The sequence below is a fragment of the Paracidovorax anthurii genome (assembly GCF_003269065.1).
GTDB classification, from domain to species: domain Bacteria; phylum Pseudomonadota; class Gammaproteobacteria; order Burkholderiales; family Burkholderiaceae_C; genus Paracidovorax; species Paracidovorax anthurii.
In genome coordinates this window covers 1-15,744 of record NZ_QLTA01000008.1, presented here as the reverse complement: position 1 = coordinate 15,744, position 15,744 = coordinate 1, and the positions used below count along the sequence as shown (strand labels likewise).

Genomic DNA, 15,744 nt, shown 5'->3' with positions numbered 1-15,744 from the left:
CGGGTCGCGCCCCGTGTGGGCGCGTGGATTGAAACCTGGAGAAGTAAGGCACACCCTGGCTGATGGGCAAGTCGCGCCCCACGCAAGCGCGTGGCTCGAAACCGCTCCAGCCATCCATCCGCGCCGACACGCCGATCGGCATGCCTCTCCCCCTGGAGTCAGCGCGCCCGCCCCCTCACGCCCGCAATTCCCGCAGCAGCTTGCCCACGTCCAGCCCCTTGGCGCGCTCCTGGATCTGCGGGGCGTAGCGCTGCTGCAGGCCCTTGGCCTCTTCGGCCGTGCGCGAGAAGGCGGACTTGAGGGCGTCGGTGCCCAGAGTGCGGCCGCCGGCGTAGTAGCGCTGCGCGACCTTGCCCAGCGCGTAGGTGGTGGCGAACGAGAAGGCCGAGCCCGTGGCGGCGCTGCCCACGGCGCGGCCCAGGCCGCCCATCACCTTGCCCAGCAGGCCGCCCACGAGCTTGCGGCCGAACTGCTCCACATACTGCGAGGTGAGGCCCACGCCCACGGTGGCCAGGAAGTCGGTGATGTGGCCCTTGTCCAGCTCGTAGCCATACACCTTGCCGATGCGGTACACCAGCCGCGTCTGCAGCGGGATGATGGCCATGGAGGCGAGCGACTGGGGCAGCAGCTCCAGCGCGCCGTTGAGGATGGCGGCGTTGAGCACCATGGAATCGATCTCGGCGTCGCCCACGGAGGCGGTGCGCGCGGCGCCGGCGGTGGCCACGCTGGCAGCAACAGCGGCGGGCGCGGCGGCCACGGCCAGCGCGGCGGGGGGCACGGCCTCGGCCTCGACGGGGGTGGCGCGCACGGGGGCCGCGGCCAATGCGTCGGCCTGCTCGGTGATGGCGCCCGCCTCCGCGGCGGCGATGCCCAGGGCCGCGCGCAGGCGCTCCAGGAAGGCTTTCTCCTGCGCGTTGCACACGCCGTCGGCATCGCACACGCCCACGGCCATCTCGAAGGCCAGCTGGCGCAGCCCGGGGCTGTCCAGCGCGGCCACGGCATCTTCCAGGCGCGCGCGGCCGAGCAGCACGTCCTGGTAGGTCTTCATGAGGTCGGTGCCGCTCGCGGCGCCCAGCGATTCGGCCATGGCGCGGATGTGTTCGCGCTCGCGTTCGTCCTTGTGCTCGTCGGCGAAGGCGGCCATCAGGGCCAGGGTCATGACGGCGCGGGTCTGGTCAGGCTGCATGCGGGGAATCCTTGTCGATGGAAGGGGGGAAAGAATGCCATGGAAAGGAGCCGGCCCGGCGGCATTGGTTCCCGCCCCTGCGGCGACCCTTGCAAGCCCGGGAGGCTCCATGCCGCCGTATTCATTACATACTTTGCTATCAAAATAGAAGCAATCATGCTGCCGACGGCCCTCGCGGCAGCGCGCGTGCGCGGGAGATTGGCTGACAGCCCCGGGGCGCGACCCGGGCGCACAATCGCTGCCAGCCAGATACACAACACCCCTCCCTGCGGCCCGCCCCGGCGTGCCGCACGGCCAGAAAGGCACTTCCGCAATGAGCACGACTCCCACCGCCGCGGCCGGCGCGCCGCATCCCGCTCCCCGCCCCTACACGCCCGAGGAGAAACGCCACCGCGTGTTCTCGATCATGGCGGCCTCGTCGGGCAACCTCGTGGAGTGGTTCGACTTCTACGTGTATGCCTTCGCGGCGCTGTATTTCGCGCCGGCGTTCTTCCCCAAGGCCGATCCCACGGCGCAGCTGCTCAACACCGCCGGCGTGTTCGCGGCGGGCTTTCTGATGCGGCCCATCGGCGGGTGGCTGTTCGGCCGCATCGCGGACCGCTACGGCCGCAAGACCTCGATGCTGATCTCGGTGACCATGATGTGCGCGGGCTCGCTGGTCATCGCCTGCCTGCCCACGTATGCGGCCATCGGCGCGTGGGCGCCCTTCCTGCTGCTGGTGTGACGGCTGTTCCAGGGCCTCTCCGTGGGCGGCGAATACGGCACCACGGCCACCTACATGAGCGAGGTGGCGCTGCGCGGCCAGCGCGGCTTCTTCTCGTCGTTCCAGTACGTGACGCTGATCGGCGGGCAGCTGCTGGCCGTGCTGGTGATCGTGGTCCTGGAGACGCTGCTCTCCGAGGCCGAGCTGAAGGCCTGGGGCTGGCGCATCCCGTTCGTGATCGGCGCCATCTCGGCCGTGGTGGCGTTGATGCTGCGCCGCACGCTGCACGAGACGCAGAGCGATGCCGCAAAAAAGAACGCCGAGGCCGGCACCATGGGCGGCCTCTTCCGCCACCACAAGGCGGCCTTCTTCACGGTGCTGGGCTACACGGCCGGCGGCTCGCTGATCTTCTACACCTTCACCACCTACATGCAGAAGTACCTGGTGAACACGGTGGGCCTGCCCATCAAGACCACGAGCTACGTGATGACCGGCGCGCTGTTCCTGTACATGTGCATGCAGCCGCTCTTCGGCATGCTCTCGGACCGCATCGGCCGGCGCAACAACATGCTGCTGTTCGGCGCGCTGGGCGCGCTGGGCACGGTGCCCATCCTCACGGCGCTGCAGCACGTGACGCACCCGGTGGCGGCCTTCGCGCTCATCACGCTCGCGCTGGCCATCGTGAGCTTCTACACCTCGATCAGCGGCATCGTGAAGGCCGAGATGTTCCCGCCCGAGGTGCGCGCGCTGGGCGTGGGCCTGGCCTACGCGGTGGCCAACGCGATCTTCGGCGGCTCGGCCGAGTACGTGGCGCTGGGACTGAAGTCGCTGGGGCACGAATCGGCCTTCTTCTGGTACGTGACGGGGATGATGGTGGTGGCCTTCCTGGTGAGCCTGCGGCTGCCGCGGCAGGCCAGCTACCTGCACCACGACCACTGAAAAGCCTGGAGCCGTAAGCTTCGTTACCGTAAGTATCGAACCTCTTGTTGGCGCCGTACCCGATGCTTTAATTCCGCGTTTTCGTAGAACAAGGAGGGAAACAAGTGTCGAACATACGATATGTAGTGGGGGGCTCCGATGGTTGGCTCAACGCCAAGCGAGAAGGCTCGGGAGCCATCATCGCCTTGCCGGAAATGCTGCAAGTGGAATTCCATGCATCTGCCGATTCGCGGGATCAATTTACGGTGCAGGAAGGCGTTGAACGTGGCAAGAAGTTCTCGGTCAAGTCAGGCTATCTGAAAACTGGAAATCCCGGCTGGCGGGGAACGGCAAGTTTGCAATTCAGCCTAGGACAACAGCGTTTGACCTTTCCGGGAGGCCAGATCAAAGCGATCACTCATCCGCGCAATCCCATACGACTCGGCTCCCATCCGATCCAACTGCCCGATTTCCCCCACAGCATGGGTGCCATCTACTCAAATCAATCGCCTTATGCGAAGACATGGTTCTACCTTGGTCAAGGTCACGCCATTCCTGGCAACAACGATCGCTATCTGCACCCAGGCTCGGTCAGCGCAGGGTGCATCACGGTCGATCCCGGCGAGTGGACGACCTTGTACAAATATCTCATCCTTTGCAGGAGGGGCGATGGCACGACGATGGGCACGGTCACTGTGGTTCGCTAGTTTCTGCCTTTCCGCCTGCATGGCTGCAGCGGCGCCGGCATCCTCAAAGCTGCTCACGGAGGAGGAGGCAGGCGATCCGCGCCTGGTGGTGCAACAGCTGCAGCAGCCCGGCGATGAGACGGACAAAAAACTGGCCGGTCAGCTATTGCGGCAGGGGCAACAGCAATCGCAGCGCCGGAATTGGTCGGCAGCCGTCAAGCTTCTGGGCGAAAGCATGATCCGCCACCCCACGCCAGAGGCATTGGCAGGGTATGCCGATGCGGAGATTCGCATGCTGGCGCAAGCCCGTGCTCACGAGCGCGACCTCGACGAACGAATCCAGGGAGATATGCGGCATGCCGTGCGCTTCTACGAATCCTCCCTGGCCGCCGACTCGGTCTTGAAAACCCTCGGACCGCAAAAGCGCTTCCAAGTCGAGCGCAATGTTGCATGCCTGCAGGCATTCCTTCGCACGGGAGACAAGGGTAAGCCCTGCGAGCCGCTGCATTGGTATCTGCCACGGCGTTGACCCGCCCATGGTTCCTGTTCCGCATGGGGCTGGGGCGACGGTTTCCGGACTGCCAGCCCCCAATCTCAGGCATCCGACAAGCCCAACCTTCGCAGTGCCTCCGAAACGTCGTGCCATGCCACGTCGCACCCCGGCCGGGCTCGCCCGGCCCCCGGCGCGGGGGCCTGCAGCGCCCACAGCGCGCCCGCCTCCACGCTGTCGATCACGGGCACGTCCACCGCGGGCTGCACGGCCCGCGCCATGCCGGCCAGGCCCGCACCGCCCAGCACCACGGCCTGCACGCCCGCCTGGCGCGCCATGTCCTGGCAGGCGCGCGCCAGCAGCGCACGCGCGCCTTCCGGGTCGGCCGCAAGCTGCGCGCCCGTGGGCGCCACGGTGTGGATGCCGGCCAGCCGCTCCGCATGGCCGAGCGCCTGCGCGAGCCGCAGCAGCATGGGCCCCCAGCGCTCGCCGCCCGTGACGATGCCGAAGCGCCCGTGGCGCGCGGCGGCGATGAACGCGGCCTCGGCCAGCCCCGTCACCGGCACGGGGCTGCATTCGCGCAGCGCGAGCAGGCCCGGGTCGCCGAAGCAGCCGATCAGCACCGCATCGGGCGCGCCCTGCCCCGCCCCCTGCGCGAGCGCGGCGGCCCAGGCGTCGAGCGCGGCGTGGCCCGCCACGGCATAACTGGCCTCGCAGGCGATGTAGGGCGCGCCGAAGCGCGCGGTGGCCGTGCGCACGGCCACCCCCGGCCCCACGGCCGCCTGCACGTGGCGCTGCAGCAGCGCGCTCACGCCGGCCGTGGTGTTGGGGTTGATGACCAGCAGTTCGCGCACGGGCCGTGCCGGCGGGGCCGGGCTCATGCCGTGCCCCCGAGCAATTGCACCAGGTCGGGCGCCGTGGCCGCCGGCGGGTCGAAGGCGAGCTGCGCCTCGATGCGGCCCAGGTGGTCCAGCATGCGGCGCCCGGCCTCATCGGCATCGCGCAGGCGGATGGCATCGATCAGCGCGCGGTGCTCGCGGCAGCCGCAGGCGGTGGCCTCCTCGCGCGCCTGCGCGTGGCTGGGGCTGTAGGCCATGAGGATGAGCGAGGTGCGCGACACCAGCTCGCGCAGGATGCGCCCGAGCGTCTGGTGGCCGGCGGCCTCGGCGATGTGCAGGTGGAAGTCGCCCGAAAGCCGGATGGCGCGGCGCATGTCGCCGGCCCGGCGGGCGGCCTCTTCCTGCGCCACCGTGTCCACGAGGCGGGCCACGTCCTGCGCCGTGGCGCGCTGCACGAAGAGCGCGACGAGGCGCGGCTCGATGAGGCGCCGCGCCTCGAACACCTCGCGCGCCTCCTCCACCGTGGGCTGGGCGATGGAGGCGCCGCGCCGGGGCGTGAGCGTGACCACCTGCTCGCCGGCCAGCCGCACCAGCACGGGCCGCACGCGCGTGCGCGAGACGCCGAAGGCCAGGGCCAGCTTGTCCTCCACCAGCTTGGTGCCGGGCGGCAGGCGGTGGTCGAGGATGGCGGAGATCATGCGCTCGTACATCTCGTGGTCGCTCAGGCCTTCGGCGCCTTCTTCCAGCGCGGCCTCCGCCCCGCGCGCCGCGCGCCGCGAAGGCGCCGCGCCGCTCATCGCGCGCCCCCCTTGCGGCGCCCCAGCAGCCACGCCAGCGCCAGCGCGCAGCCCATCACGGCGAACGACACCACGGTGGTCACCGTGCCCAGCGCGTAGATGGCCGGCGTGGTCACCGTGGAGGTCAGCCCCTGCAGCTCCAGCGGCAGCGTGTTCACGTCGCCGATGGCCTGCGAAGTGCGCGCGATCTCGTCCCAGCTCAGCGTGAAGCCGAACATGCCGATGCCCACCACCGAGGGCGCGATGAGCGGCAGCACCACGTGCCGGAAGGCCTGCCACGGCGTGGCGCCCAGGTCGCGCGCGGCCTCTTCGTAGGCCGGGTTGAAGCGGTTGAACACGGCGAACATGATCAGCAGGCCGAAGGGCAGCGTCCACGTGAGGTGCGCGCCCAGCGCCGAGGTGAAGAGCCCGAGCGACGTGCCGTAGCCCTCCAGCGCCTCCTGCCAGCCCAGGCGCTCCAGCAGCGCCTTCGCGCCCGTGTCGATCAGGCGGAACTCCAGCCCGATGCCCAGCGACACGATGATCGAGGGCATGATCAGGCTCGCCACCACCACGAAGAACAGCGCGTTGCCGCCCGCGAGCCGCTTGCGGAAGGCCAGCCCCGCCAGCACCGAGAACGCCACGGTGCAGGCCATCACCGCCAGGCCCAGCCCCAGCGAGCGGCGCAGCGCGGCGCCGATGTCCACCACGCCCAGGCCCTCGGCGAGCTGGCGGAACCAGTGCAGCGACAGCCCGCGCAGCGGGAAGGTGAGCCCGCCCTCGGGGCCCTGGAAGCTCAGGATGAAGATGACGAACATCGGCCCGTACATGAAGAGCACGAACAGGCCGAAGACGCAGGCCAGCGGCCAGAAGCTGGCGGGACGGGGTTCTCGGGGGCGGGCCATCACAACTCCTTGCGCAGATCGACGAGGCGCGTCAGGCCCCAGATGACCATCAGCACGATCGCCAGCAGGATCACGGCATTGGCCGCCGCCAGCGGGAACTGCAGGTACGAGGTCTGCACCTGGATGATCTTGCCCACCGAGGCGATCTGCTGGCCGCCCATCACGCCGATGGTGACGAAATCGCCCATCACGATGGTGAGCACGAAGATCGATCCGATGACGATGCCCGTGCGCGAGAGCGGCACGATCACGTTCCACAGCGTCTGCCAGCCGCTCGCGCCCGCGTCGCTCGCGGCCTCGATCAGGCCCCGGTCGATGCGCATCATGCTGTTGAAGATGGGCACGATCATGAACATGGTGTAGAGGTGCACGAAGGCCAGCACCACCGAGAAATCCGAGAACAGCAGCCACTCGATGGGCGAATCGATCAGGTGCATCTGCGCGAGCGTCTGGTTCACCAGCCCGTTGCGCCCCAGCAGCGGCACCCAGGAGATCATGCGGATCACGTTCGACGTCCAGAACGGGATGGTGCACAGCACGAACAGCAGCGTCTGCATCCCCGGCGAGCGCACGTGGAACGCCAGGAAATACGCCACCGCGAACCCCAGCACCAGCGTGACGCCCCACACCAGCAGGCTGAACTTGAGCGTGGACAGATACGTCCTGAACGTGACGCACAGATCCCCCCCGCTGCCGCAGCCCTCGAAGATCGACACATAGTTCTTGAACGTGAACCCGGGCAGCAACTCGTATTCGCTGAAATCCCAGAAGCTCACCATCAGGATGAGCCCCAGCGGCACGAGAAAGAACAGCACGAACACCAGCGTGAGCGGCGCCGCCTGCCACCAGGCGGCAATGCCCTGCTTCGCCGGCGCACCGGCAGGGGGAAAAGAGACGGAAGTGCTCATACACGACACCTGACATCAACAAGGGGGCACCGACACCGCCGGCCAGACCCCGGCGCCTTGAACCGGCACGGCCTCACCCCTCAAAAGGCCGCGGAGCAGGCCACGCCAGCACACGCCGCGGAGCAGGCTTTGCCGGGCCGCCGGCGTGGCCCCCCTTCCCGCAGTGCGCAGCACTGCGAGAGAAGGGGGGAGCGGCGCAGCCGCTCGGGGGGATGCCCCCTCATGCCGCGACGAACTCATTCCATTTCTGGACCATGTAGTTGTTCTCGTCCATCAGCGCATTCCAGCAGGCGATGCCGCCCATGCGCGCTTCGTAGCTGCCGCCGTCGCGCACCGATCCGGCCTTGGCCAGCACCTGGCCCTGCGGGCTCAGGATGTCCTTCTCGGCGGGCTTGCCTTCCATCCAGTAGGCCCACTCGTAGGCTTCCATCTTCGCCTTCGCGGTCTCCAGCACGGCGCTGTAGTAGCCCTGGCGGTTGAGGTAGGCGCCGGCCCAGCCGTCGAGGAACCAGTTGATGAACTCGTAGGCGCCGTCGAGCTTGCGGCCCGAGAGCGTGGCCGGCACGCCGAAGCCCGCGGCCCAGGCACGGTAGCCCTCCTTGAGCGGCTGGAAGTTGCAGGCGATGCCCTTGGTGCGCACGGCCGTGACGGCGGGGCTCCACATCGACTGGATCACCACCTCGCCGGAGGCCATCAGGTTCACGCTCTCGTTGAAGTCCTTCCACAGCGCGCGGAACTGGCCGGCCTTCTTCGCCTCGATGAGCGTCTTGATCGTGAGGTCGATCTCCTTCTTCGTCATGTTGCCCTTGTCGGGGTACTTGTAGAGGCCCATGGCCTCCACCACCATGGCCGCGTCCATGATGCCGATCGAGGGGATGTTCAGGATCGCGGCCTTGCCCTTGAACTCGGGGTTGAGCAGCTCGGCCCACGACGAGATCGGGCGCTTGATGAGGTCGGGCCGGATGCCCAGCGTGTCGGCGTTGTACACGGTGGGGATCAGCGACATGAACTGCGTGGGCGACTTCGCGAAGACCTTGCTCTTCTCGCCCTCCAGGAACATCACCTTCTTGGGCGCCGTGCCCTGGTCGCCCACGGCCTTGCCGGCCACCATGCCCTGGGTGAAGAGCGGGGTGATCTTGTCGGCGTGCTTGATGCGCTTCGTGTCGATGCCCTTGAGGTTGCCGGTGGGCACGATCTTCCTGAGCGAGAAGTATTCGGTGTCGATCAGGTCGAAGCTGTTGGGCGCCGTCACCGCGCGCTTGGTCACGTCGTCGGTGGTCACGGCCACGTACTGGATCTCGATGCCCGTGTCGGCCTTGAACTTTTCGGCGATGGCCTTGTCCTGGTTCACCGCCGTGCCCAGGTAGCGCAGCACGATCTTCTCCTGCGCGTGGATGGCCGGGAACATGCCGGCGGCCAGGATGCCGGCCGTGCCCTGGAGCAGCGAGCGGCGCTGCAGGCCGTGGGCGGGGGACGGGGAATCGGAAATCACGTCGGACATGGGAGTAGCTCCTAGGTTGGGGACAGGGAACGGGGGGAACACACGGAAAGGAATCCAGGGGATGGGCGGGCCTGCGGGCGGCGCTCAGGCCAGCGCGGCGCCGCCCAGCGGGTGCGCGATGTCGGCGGTCCAGTGCAGCAGCGCGGCGTCGCCCACGCGCCAGGGCTGCGCGGCGAAGGCGGGCTCGGGCACCATGACCGAATACGCCGCCGCCGCGGTGGCGCCGGTGGCAGCCGTAGCGGCTGCGGCGCCGCCGGCGCCGGCCGGCACGGCGTCCCGCAGGCCCACGAGCACGTAGGTGCCCTGGTACTCGACGTCGGTCACCACCGCCGCCAGGCGCTCGCTGCCCTCCGGCAGCGCGGCGCCTGCCGGCGCGATGCGGATGTGGTCGGTGCGCACGCCCACCAGCCCGGCGCGCGTGGCGAGCACGTTGTGCCCGCCCATGAAGCGCGCCACGAACTCGCTGGCCGGGCGGTTGTAGACGGCGTGCGGCGGGCCGGCCTGCTCGATGCGGCCGTGGTTCATCACCACCATGGTGTCGGCCAGGGCCATGGCCTCCTCCTGCGAGTGCGTGACGTGGATGAAGGTCAGCCCCAGCTCTTTCTGCCAGCGCCGCAGCTCCGCGCGCATCTGGATGCGCAGGAACGGATCGAGCGCCGAGAGCGGCTCGTCGAGCAGCAGCACGCGCGGCTCGGTGATGAGCGCGCGCGCCAGCGCCACGCGCTGCTGCTGCCCGCCCGACAGCTCGCCGGGCTTGCGCTGCGCGAGGTGGCCCATGGCCACGCGCTCCAGCAGGTCCTGCGCGCGGCGGTGCCGCCCGGCCCGCGCCACGCCCTTCATCTTGAGGCTGAAGGCCACGTTGTCCAGCGCCGTGAGGTGCGGGAACAGCGCGAAGCTCTGGAACATCATCGCCGTGCCGCGCGCGGCGGCGGGCAGGTCGGTGATGTTGCGGTTGTCCAGCAGCACGTCGCCGCTGGTCACCGACTCGTGCCCCGCGATCATGCGCAGCGTGGTGCTCTTGCCGCAGCCCGAGGGGCCCAGCAGGCAGCAGTAGCTGCCGCTCGCGATGCGCAGGTCGATGCCATCCACGGCGGGCTGGCCGTGGGCGTAGCGCTTGGTCAGCGCGACGATCTCGATGGCGGCGGGAGCTGGCGGAACAAGGGAGATGGCGTCCATGCACCGCCGGTACGCAAGGCGCATGCCAGCATCGCATACGGTTTTTGCACCATTTTGTATACAGAATCCGCCACCGCGCGGTGCACGCCCTGCAGCCCGCACCAACCTGGCGGAACCGACCCCGGCCCGGGCCGCCGCCCGTGCGCCATCGCGGAGCAACGCGCCGGGCCGCCGGCGCCCTCGCCCGCGGGGCCGCGCGGCCACCGGGGTTTCGCGGGCGCGGCCACGGCTTCGCATGCCGGGCGCCCTCCGGGGCCCGGCGGGCCCACCATCTCCTTCATCGGAGCGCGGCCCTGCGCCGTGCCGGACGAACCACTGGAGTCGCCATGAACGAGGTCAAGTTCAACAGAACACACAGCGTGCCGCAACCCTCGGCGCCGGAGCAGCACGCCACCACCGCCCCCGCGCCCATGCGCTCGCGGTCGCTGTCCAGCAGCACCGGGCTGCACGGGCGCGGCGGCATGCCGCAGCAGCACGATCCCACGATGTCGCCGCGCTCCGCGCTGCCCACGCGCTCGCGCGGCATCATGTCCAACACGTTCGCCAGCATGGGCTACCACGCGGGTGCCGCCGCGCACGGTGCGGCCCAGGGCATGCACCACAAGTACCAGGCCAAGGTCAGCGGGTTCAAGGCCGACATGCTCAAGAAGATGGGCTTCCACTACGAAGCGCAGGCCCACCGCTACGACAAGCAGTTCCACAAGAATGCCGCGCGCTACTCCTTCGGGAGCGCGAACAGCCACATGCATGCCATTCCGCACGCCGCGCGCTACGGCATGGCCGCGGGCGTGTACAACGCCGCCGCCAGCGTGCTGCCGGTGATGCACCAGTTCAGCCCCCACCACCTGGCGCACCAGGCGGTGGCGTATGGCCACTACAAGCTGAACCAGGCGGCCTATACGGCGATGGCCGGCTTCGGCGGCATCGCGGCCGCGGCCTACGGCGCCAGCAACGCGATGCACCATGCCGCACACACCGCCGCCAACATCTACCACGCGGCGCAGTACCCCGCGGCGGCGTTCCAGCACTACGCGGCCCACTACAACCCCTACGCCACGGCACAGCACTACCAGCCGTACCAACACTACTTCTGATACCGAGCCCCCCACCAGGAAGGCGCCCGCCATGAGCATCGACACCCCCGCAACCACCGCCCGCCCCCTCGCCCCCGCCCTGCCCCCGGGCAACCCGGGAGAAGCCTTCGACGAACGCGCCCTGCTCGCGCACTACGTGCTGCGCGACTTCGAGAACGCCGTGGCCGAGGTGGAGCAGACGCTGCGCGCCGCGGATGCCGACATGGCCGAGGCCGCCGGCACCAGCGCCCCGGACGACGAGGCCGCCGCGCAGCGGCGCCTGGAGATCGCCCGCGGGATCGTCACCGGGGCCTGGCTGAACCGCAACAACCCCGACTGGGACCCCGCGAATCCCGAGACGCACCGGCCCGACCCGAACGATCCGCTGCTGGCGCTGCTCAAGGACATGGCCGCGAAGGACGTCGCGAACGCCCCGGCGGATTGAGAAGATCGCCCGCTTGCTACGTTTTCAATAGCAGAAGACGTAGAAAATCCGGCGACATGAAGCCCCTTTGAGCCTTGAACCGGCTCCGGGGGCCTTGCGCGCCCCCACGGGCGTCACACCTGCTTGCGCGCCACCCCCGCCGCCTCGAAGCTCGCCATCTCGCGCAGGATGGCGCAGGCCGAGACCAGCAGCGGCCAGGCCAGCGCGGCGCCGGAGCCCTCGCCCAGGCGCAGGCCCAGGTCCAGCAGCGGCTCGGCCCCGAGCGCATCGAGCATCAGCGCGTGCCCCGGCTCGCCCGAGCGGTGCGAGAACACGCAGTACTCCAGCACGGCCGGCGCGAGGCGGCTGGCCACCAGCACGGCGGCGCTGGTGATGAAGCCGTCCACCACGATCACGCGCCGTCCGGCAGCGGCCTCCAGCACCGCGCCCACCAGCGTGGCCACCTCCAGCCCGCCGAGCGCGGCCAGCGCATCGAGCGGCGCGGTGGCCGAGGCATTGGCCGCCAGCGCCTGCGCCAGCACCGCGCGCTTGCGCGCCACGCCCCCGGCGTCCAGCCCCGTGCCGGCGCCGGTGCAGTCCTCCAGCGCGGTGCCGCACAGCCGCGCCAGCAGCAGGCTCGCCACCGAGGTGTTGCCGATGCCCATCTCGCCCAGCAGCAGCGCATTGCCCGGCAGGGCCTGCACGATCGCGCGCCCGTGGGCGACGGCCCGGGCGCATTGCTCCGCCGTCATGGCCGGGCCGGCCGACGCATCGGCCGTGCCGGCGGCCACGCGGCAGTGGATCAGCAGGCGCGGCAGGCCCGGGGCGCTCGCGCGCGCGGGGATGGGGCTGGCCACGCCGCAATCGGCCACCGTGAGCGCCAGCCCGTGCTGGCGCGCGAGCACGCTCACCGCCGCGCCGCCGGCCAGGAAGTTCTCCACCATCTGCGCCGTGACCTCGCGGGGAAACGCCGACACGCCGCGCGCAGCCAGCCCATGGTCGGCCACGCACACCAGCATCTGCGGCGCGCGCAGCTCGGGCGCCTCGGTGTCCAGGATGCGGCCGATGCGCACCGCCAGCGCCTCCAGCCGCCCCAGGGCACCCAGGGGCTTGGTCTTGTGGTCGATCAGGTGCTGCAGGCGCTCGGCCAGGGCGTCGTCCGCCAGGGGCGCGATGTCAGGCACGCCGGAAGGGGTGGGGGTGGGGGTCATTGCTTCAACTCCAGGAAACGCATTGCGAACAACGTGCGGCATGCACGTTCTCAGGCACGGCGCAGCGCATCGCGCCACGCCGCGTCGAACCATTCATCCACGCCGCGCGCCAGCCGGTCGAACACCGCGTCGAGCGTGGGCACATCGGCGCCGAACAGCGCGCGCAGCGCGGCGGCATCCTCGAACAGGCCGTGCAGGTACAGGCCCAGCACGTTGCCGCGCGCGTTCTGCCATGCCAGCCCGGGGATCGCCTCGCGCGCCACGTCGCCCGCGGCGGCCATCGCGGGGTGCTGCGCGGTGCGGCCGTGGTGGATCTCGTAGCCGCCCACCGCCGTGCCCGAGAGGGCGCTCCACGCCCCCTCCAGCGCGCCGAAGGCCGCGCGCGTGCGCCGCACCGTCTTGGCCGGCGCGAAGGCCGTCACCAGCGGCAGCAGGCCCAGGCCCGGCGCGTTGCCGTCCACGCCGTGCGTGTCGATCAGCGCCTCGCCCAGCATCTGCAGCCCGCCGCAGATGCCCAGCACCCGGCCGCCGCGCGCGGCATGCGCGGCGATGGCCGCATCCAGCCCCTGCGCGCGCAGCCAGGCCAGATCGGCGGCGGTGGCCTTGGAGCCGGGCAGCACGATCCAGTCGGCCCCGGCCACCTCGGCGGGGCTGCGGGCCCACACGAGGCGCAGGCCCGGCACGCCCTTGAGCGGCTGGAACTCATCGAGGTTGCTGATGCGCGGATACGCCACCACCGCCACCGTGGTGTGCACCGCCCCGCCCGCACCCGCGCGCACGTGCGCGGCATCGTCGAACACGCCGTCTTCCTCCGGCAGGCCGTGGCGCCACTGCATCGGGATGGTGGCCACCGTGGGCACGCCCGTGCGCTCGCGCAGCATTCCGGGCGCGGGCGCCAGCAGCGCGGCATCGCCCCGGAACTTGTTGAGCACGAAGCCCTGGATCAGCGCGCGCTCGTCCTCCGGCAGCAGCGCCCAGGTGCCGTAGAGGTGCGCGAACGCCCCGCCCCGGTCGATGTCGGCCACCAGCAGGCAGTGCGCGCCCGCGTGCCGCGCCACGCGCATGTTGACCACGTCGCTCGCGTGCAGGTTGATCTCGGCCGGCGAGCCCGCGCCCTCGATCACCACCACGTCGTTCTCGGCCCGCAGCGCATCCAGCGCGCCGGCCACGTGCGGCCACACATGCGCGCTGCGCCCGCGCCAGGGCATGCGCGTGAGCGCCTCGTTCATCTGCCCCATCAGCACCACCTGGCTGCGCGTATCGGCCTCGGGCTTGAGCAGCAGCGGATTCATCCGCACCTCGGGCTCGGCCCGCGCCGCCAGCGCCTGGAAATACTGCGCGCTGCCGATCTCGCCCTGCCCCCCGCCCGGCGCGGCCACCACGCGCGCGTTGTTGCTCATGTTCTGCGCCTTGAACGGCGCCACGCGCAGCCCCTGGTCGCTGAACCACCGGCACAGCGCCGTCGCGAGCCAGCTCTTGCCGGCACCGCTGGAGGTGCCGAGGACCATGACGCAGCGGGCGGTCATGGGTGTGCGGGCCGGGGGGAGGCAGCCTGCCGGGGGGGCCGGGGCATCCGGCCGCGGGGTGGGGGCGCGGGGCTGGCGGGAGCGGCGCGGGGGGTGGTGGGAACGAGGGGATGCACGGCGGTGGCGGGATGGCTGGGGAGCCGTATTGTCCCTTGGGCTGCGGGCCGGGCTGGAGGACTATGTGGGCGGGTGTGGTGGTGAGGGAGCTTCTATCCAGGTTCAGTGGGGTATGGGTATGGGTATGGCCTGGGCGGGTGCTGCGCGACGGCCTGTGGAGTGCATGCGAGGGATGCACGGGTGGGGACGGTGGTGTGCATGTTATCGGCCGGATGCTCATGCTGGTGTACTGGCGCCGCGAATTCGGCCAAACATCGTCATTCCGCAAATGTCGAACAATCAGGTAGGCAGTTGACTTTTTCATCACGGTGCGCCGCCTCATAAAACTACTAGTCGGCGCTGGCCTTGAATCGTTGCCCTGCTAGCGGATTGCTTCTAGACTACCTGCGACAGAAGAAGAGGTTGGGGAGCCAACTGCGGAGGCCACTGGTGGCACTCTCGCAGCCTAGAGCGTAAAAGCACCCATGGCCGAGCTTCCCCGCCCGTTGATCATAGGGAGCAAGAAAATGAATCGAGTCTTGAGCTTGGTGGCACCGGTGCTCGGCGCGCTGGTGGTATCCGGGTGTCTTGGTACCTTCAACCAAGTAGCGAAATACGATCCCACTGTGGTCGGAGCTCCAGGAACCATCACAATCTCTGACGCCAAGCTCTACAGCCGCGAGATGCTGATCAACGAGCGCTCCAAGGAGACGGCGCGTATTCAGAAGATCATCGACAACGTCGATCAGATTCAGTTCAAACCCGACATCGTTAGAGATGTTGAGCAAGCCACCGCATTTGCCGCCTCTCTGGGCGTTCGGGTAGATCCTACGGCCGCGCTGAACGCCAAACGCGCCAAGGAGACCGGCGACGTGCAGCAACAAATCTCGAACTTGCAGCTTCAACTACAGCTTGAGCAGTTGAAGCGTGATGCAGAGTTGTTGCGTGCCAAGCTGCCAGACCAAGTTGATCTGCTCAACAAGGACTTAGAACGTGTTTACGATCTTCTGAGTAGCAGAGCCAGAAACGCCAAGTGGACGAACTGTAAGCTGGTGTTGAGCCATCGCTCACAGTTCTTCCATAGCCGCCGATTCTTGTCCAGCCAAGCAAAGCTGCGCTCAACCACCCAGCGCTTGGGCATGACCTTGAAGGTGTGCAACTCGCTTCTCTTGGCGATCTGCACCGTCACATGCTCACCCAGGATGTCCTTGACGCCTTGCGCGAAGGGCTCGCCTGTGTAACCGCTGTCCGTCAGCACACTTTGCACCCGCCCCAGCGAGCGCTTGCAGCGCTTGAAGGCCGCAAGCGCTCCCTTGCGATCAGTCA

14 protein-coding genes and 1 pseudogene are annotated in these 15,744 nt (G+C 69.3%); 5 read left to right on the top strand and 10 right to left on the bottom strand.

Translation table 11 applies throughout. The features are described 5' to 3' along the window. Window positions 1–175: 175 nt before the first annotated feature. Window positions 176–1,186, bottom strand: coding sequence for a TerB family tellurite resistance protein (locus AX018_RS05770; protein WP_111876358.1), 1,011 nt, complete (start codon window positions 1,184–1,186; stop codon window positions 176–178). 313 nt (window positions 1,187–1,499) lie between these two features. Here AX018_RS05770 and AX018_RS05765 point away from each other — a divergent pair. The 3 genes and pseudogenes from AX018_RS05765 (at window position 1,500) to AX018_RS05760 (ending at window position 4,022) form a co-directional block, all read left to right on the top strand. Further along, window positions 1,500–2,828 (top strand): annotated as a pseudogene (locus AX018_RS05765) (MFS family transporter). Window positions 2,829–2,932: 104 nt separating this feature from the next. Then, on the top strand, window positions 2,933–3,514 hold the full coding sequence (locus AX018_RS24635; RefSeq protein ID WP_146749226.1) for a hypothetical protein: 582 nt from the start codon (window positions 2,933–2,935) through the stop codon (window positions 3,512–3,514). 19 nt (window positions 3,515–3,533) lie between these two features. After that, window positions 3,534–4,022 (top strand): hypothetical protein, encoded by a 489-nt coding sequence (locus AX018_RS05760; RefSeq protein ID WP_245951451.1) that lies wholly within the window; start codon window positions 3,534–3,536, stop codon window positions 4,020–4,022. 65 nt (window positions 4,023–4,087) lie between these two features. Here the strand turns inward: AX018_RS05760 and AX018_RS05755 are convergent, their stop codons facing one another. The 6 genes from AX018_RS05755 to AX018_RS05730 form a co-directional block, all read right to left on the bottom strand. After that, window positions 4,088–4,864, bottom strand: a complete 777-nt coding sequence (locus AX018_RS05755) for an aspartate/glutamate racemase family protein (RefSeq protein ID WP_245951450.1) — start codon at window positions 4,862–4,864, stop codon at window positions 4,088–4,090. Beyond that, window positions 4,861–5,619 carry a GntR family transcriptional regulator gene (locus tag AX018_RS05750; protein WP_111876357.1) on the bottom strand — a complete coding sequence of 253 codons (759 nt, stop codon included), beginning with the start codon at window positions 5,617–5,619 and terminating at the stop codon, window positions 4,861–4,863. Before AX018_RS05750 ends, AX018_RS05755 begins: the two co-directional genes overlap by 4 nt. Then, the gene (locus AX018_RS05745; RefSeq protein WP_111876356.1) at window positions 5,616–6,503 is read right to left on the bottom strand and encodes an ABC transporter permease; all 888 of its coding nucleotides are present in this window, start codon (window positions 6,501–6,503) and stop codon (window positions 5,616–5,618) included. The genes AX018_RS05750 and AX018_RS05745 overlap by 4 nt, the downstream gene beginning before the upstream one ends. Next, entirely contained in the window at window positions 6,503–7,411 is a 909-nt protein-coding gene (locus AX018_RS05740; RefSeq protein WP_111876355.1) for an ABC transporter permease, read from the bottom strand. Before AX018_RS05740 ends, AX018_RS05745 begins: the two co-directional genes overlap by 1 nt. Window positions 7,412–7,631: 220 nt before the next feature. Next, window positions 7,632–8,912: an ABC transporter substrate-binding protein gene (locus AX018_RS05735; RefSeq protein ID WP_111876354.1), complete on the bottom strand. Its 1,281-nt coding sequence runs from the start codon at window positions 8,910–8,912 to the stop codon at window positions 7,632–7,634. 84 nt (window positions 8,913–8,996) lie between these two features. Beyond that, window positions 8,997–10,088 (bottom strand): ABC transporter ATP-binding protein, encoded by a 1,092-nt coding sequence (locus tag AX018_RS05730; protein ID WP_111876353.1) that lies wholly within the window; start codon window positions 10,086–10,088, stop codon window positions 8,997–8,999. A 326-nt stretch (window positions 10,089–10,414) separates the two neighbouring features. Here AX018_RS05730 and AX018_RS05725 point away from each other — a divergent pair, with 326 nt between their 5' ends. Continuing rightward, entirely contained in the window at window positions 10,415–11,182 is a 768-nt protein-coding gene (locus AX018_RS05725) for a hypothetical protein (RefSeq protein ID WP_111876352.1), read from the top strand. A gap of 31 nt (window positions 11,183–11,213) precedes the next feature. Then, entirely contained in the window at window positions 11,214–11,606 is a 393-nt protein-coding gene (locus tag AX018_RS05720; protein ID WP_111876351.1) for a hypothetical protein, read from the top strand. A 113-nt stretch (window positions 11,607–11,719) separates the two neighbouring features. Here AX018_RS05720 and cobT read toward each other — a convergent pair whose 3' ends face one another. From cobT to AX018_RS05705, 3 genes are all read right to left on the bottom strand, one after another. Beyond that, window positions 11,720–12,796: a nicotinate-nucleotide--dimethylbenzimidazole phosphoribosyltransferase gene (gene cobT, locus AX018_RS05715; protein ID WP_111876350.1), complete on the bottom strand. Its 1,077-nt coding sequence runs from the start codon at window positions 12,794–12,796 to the stop codon at window positions 11,720–11,722. A gap of 50 nt (window positions 12,797–12,846) precedes the next feature. After that, window positions 12,847–14,322, bottom strand: coding sequence for a cobyric acid synthase (locus AX018_RS05710; protein WP_111876349.1), 1,476 nt, complete (start codon window positions 14,320–14,322; stop codon window positions 12,847–12,849). 1,093 nt (window positions 14,323–15,415) lie between these two features. Next, window positions 15,416–15,744, bottom strand: a 329-nt coding sequence (locus tag AX018_RS05705) for a transposase (protein ID WP_146749212.1), incomplete at its 5' end; no start/stop codon positions are given.

What these genes read in the sequence shown, in the direction of transcription:
- AX018_RS05750 (WP_111876357.1), bottom strand. Translation starts at nt 5,619, where the DNA reads ATGAGCGGCGCGGCGCCTTCGCGGCGCGCGGCGCGCGGGGCGGAGGCC.
- AX018_RS05735 (WP_111876354.1), bottom strand. Translation starts at nt 8,912, where the DNA reads ATGTCCGACGTGATTTCCGATTCCCCGTCCCCCGCCCACGGCCTGCAG.
- AX018_RS05710 (WP_111876349.1), bottom strand. Translation starts at nt 14,322, where the DNA reads ATGACCGCCCGCTGCGTCATGGTCCTCGGCACCTCCAGCGGTGCCGGC.
- AX018_RS05720 (WP_111876351.1), top strand. Translation starts at nt 11,214, where the DNA reads ATGAGCATCGACACCCCCGCAACCACCGCCCGCCCCCTCGCCCCCGCC.
- AX018_RS05730 (WP_111876353.1), bottom strand. Translation starts at nt 10,088, where the DNA reads ATGGACGCCATCTCCCTTGTTCCGCCAGCTCCCGCCGCCATCGAGATC.
- AX018_RS05725 (WP_111876352.1), top strand. Translation starts at nt 10,415, where the DNA reads ATGAACGAGGTCAAGTTCAACAGAACACACAGCGTGCCGCAACCCTCG.
- AX018_RS05745 (WP_111876356.1), bottom strand. Translation starts at nt 6,503, where the DNA reads ATGGCCCGCCCCCGAGAACCCCGTCCCGCCAGCTTCTGGCCGCTGGCC.
- AX018_RS05740 (WP_111876355.1), bottom strand. Translation starts at nt 7,411, where the DNA reads ATGAGCACTTCCGTCTCTTTTCCCCCTGCCGGTGCGCCGGCGAAGCAG.
- AX018_RS05770 (WP_111876358.1), bottom strand. Translation starts at nt 1,186, where the DNA reads ATGCAGCCTGACCAGACCCGCGCCGTCATGACCCTGGCCCTGATGGCC.
- AX018_RS05760 (WP_245951451.1), top strand. Translation starts at nt 3,534, where the DNA reads ATGGCTGCAGCGGCGCCGGCATCCTCAAAGCTGCTCACGGAGGAGGAG.
- AX018_RS05755 (WP_245951450.1), bottom strand. Translation starts at nt 4,864, where the DNA reads ATGAGCCCGGCCCCGCCGGCACGGCCCGTGCGCGAACTGCTGGTCATC.
- cobT (WP_111876350.1), bottom strand. Translation starts at nt 12,796, where the DNA reads ATGACCCCCACCCCCACCCCTTCCGGCGTGCCTGACATCGCGCCCCTG.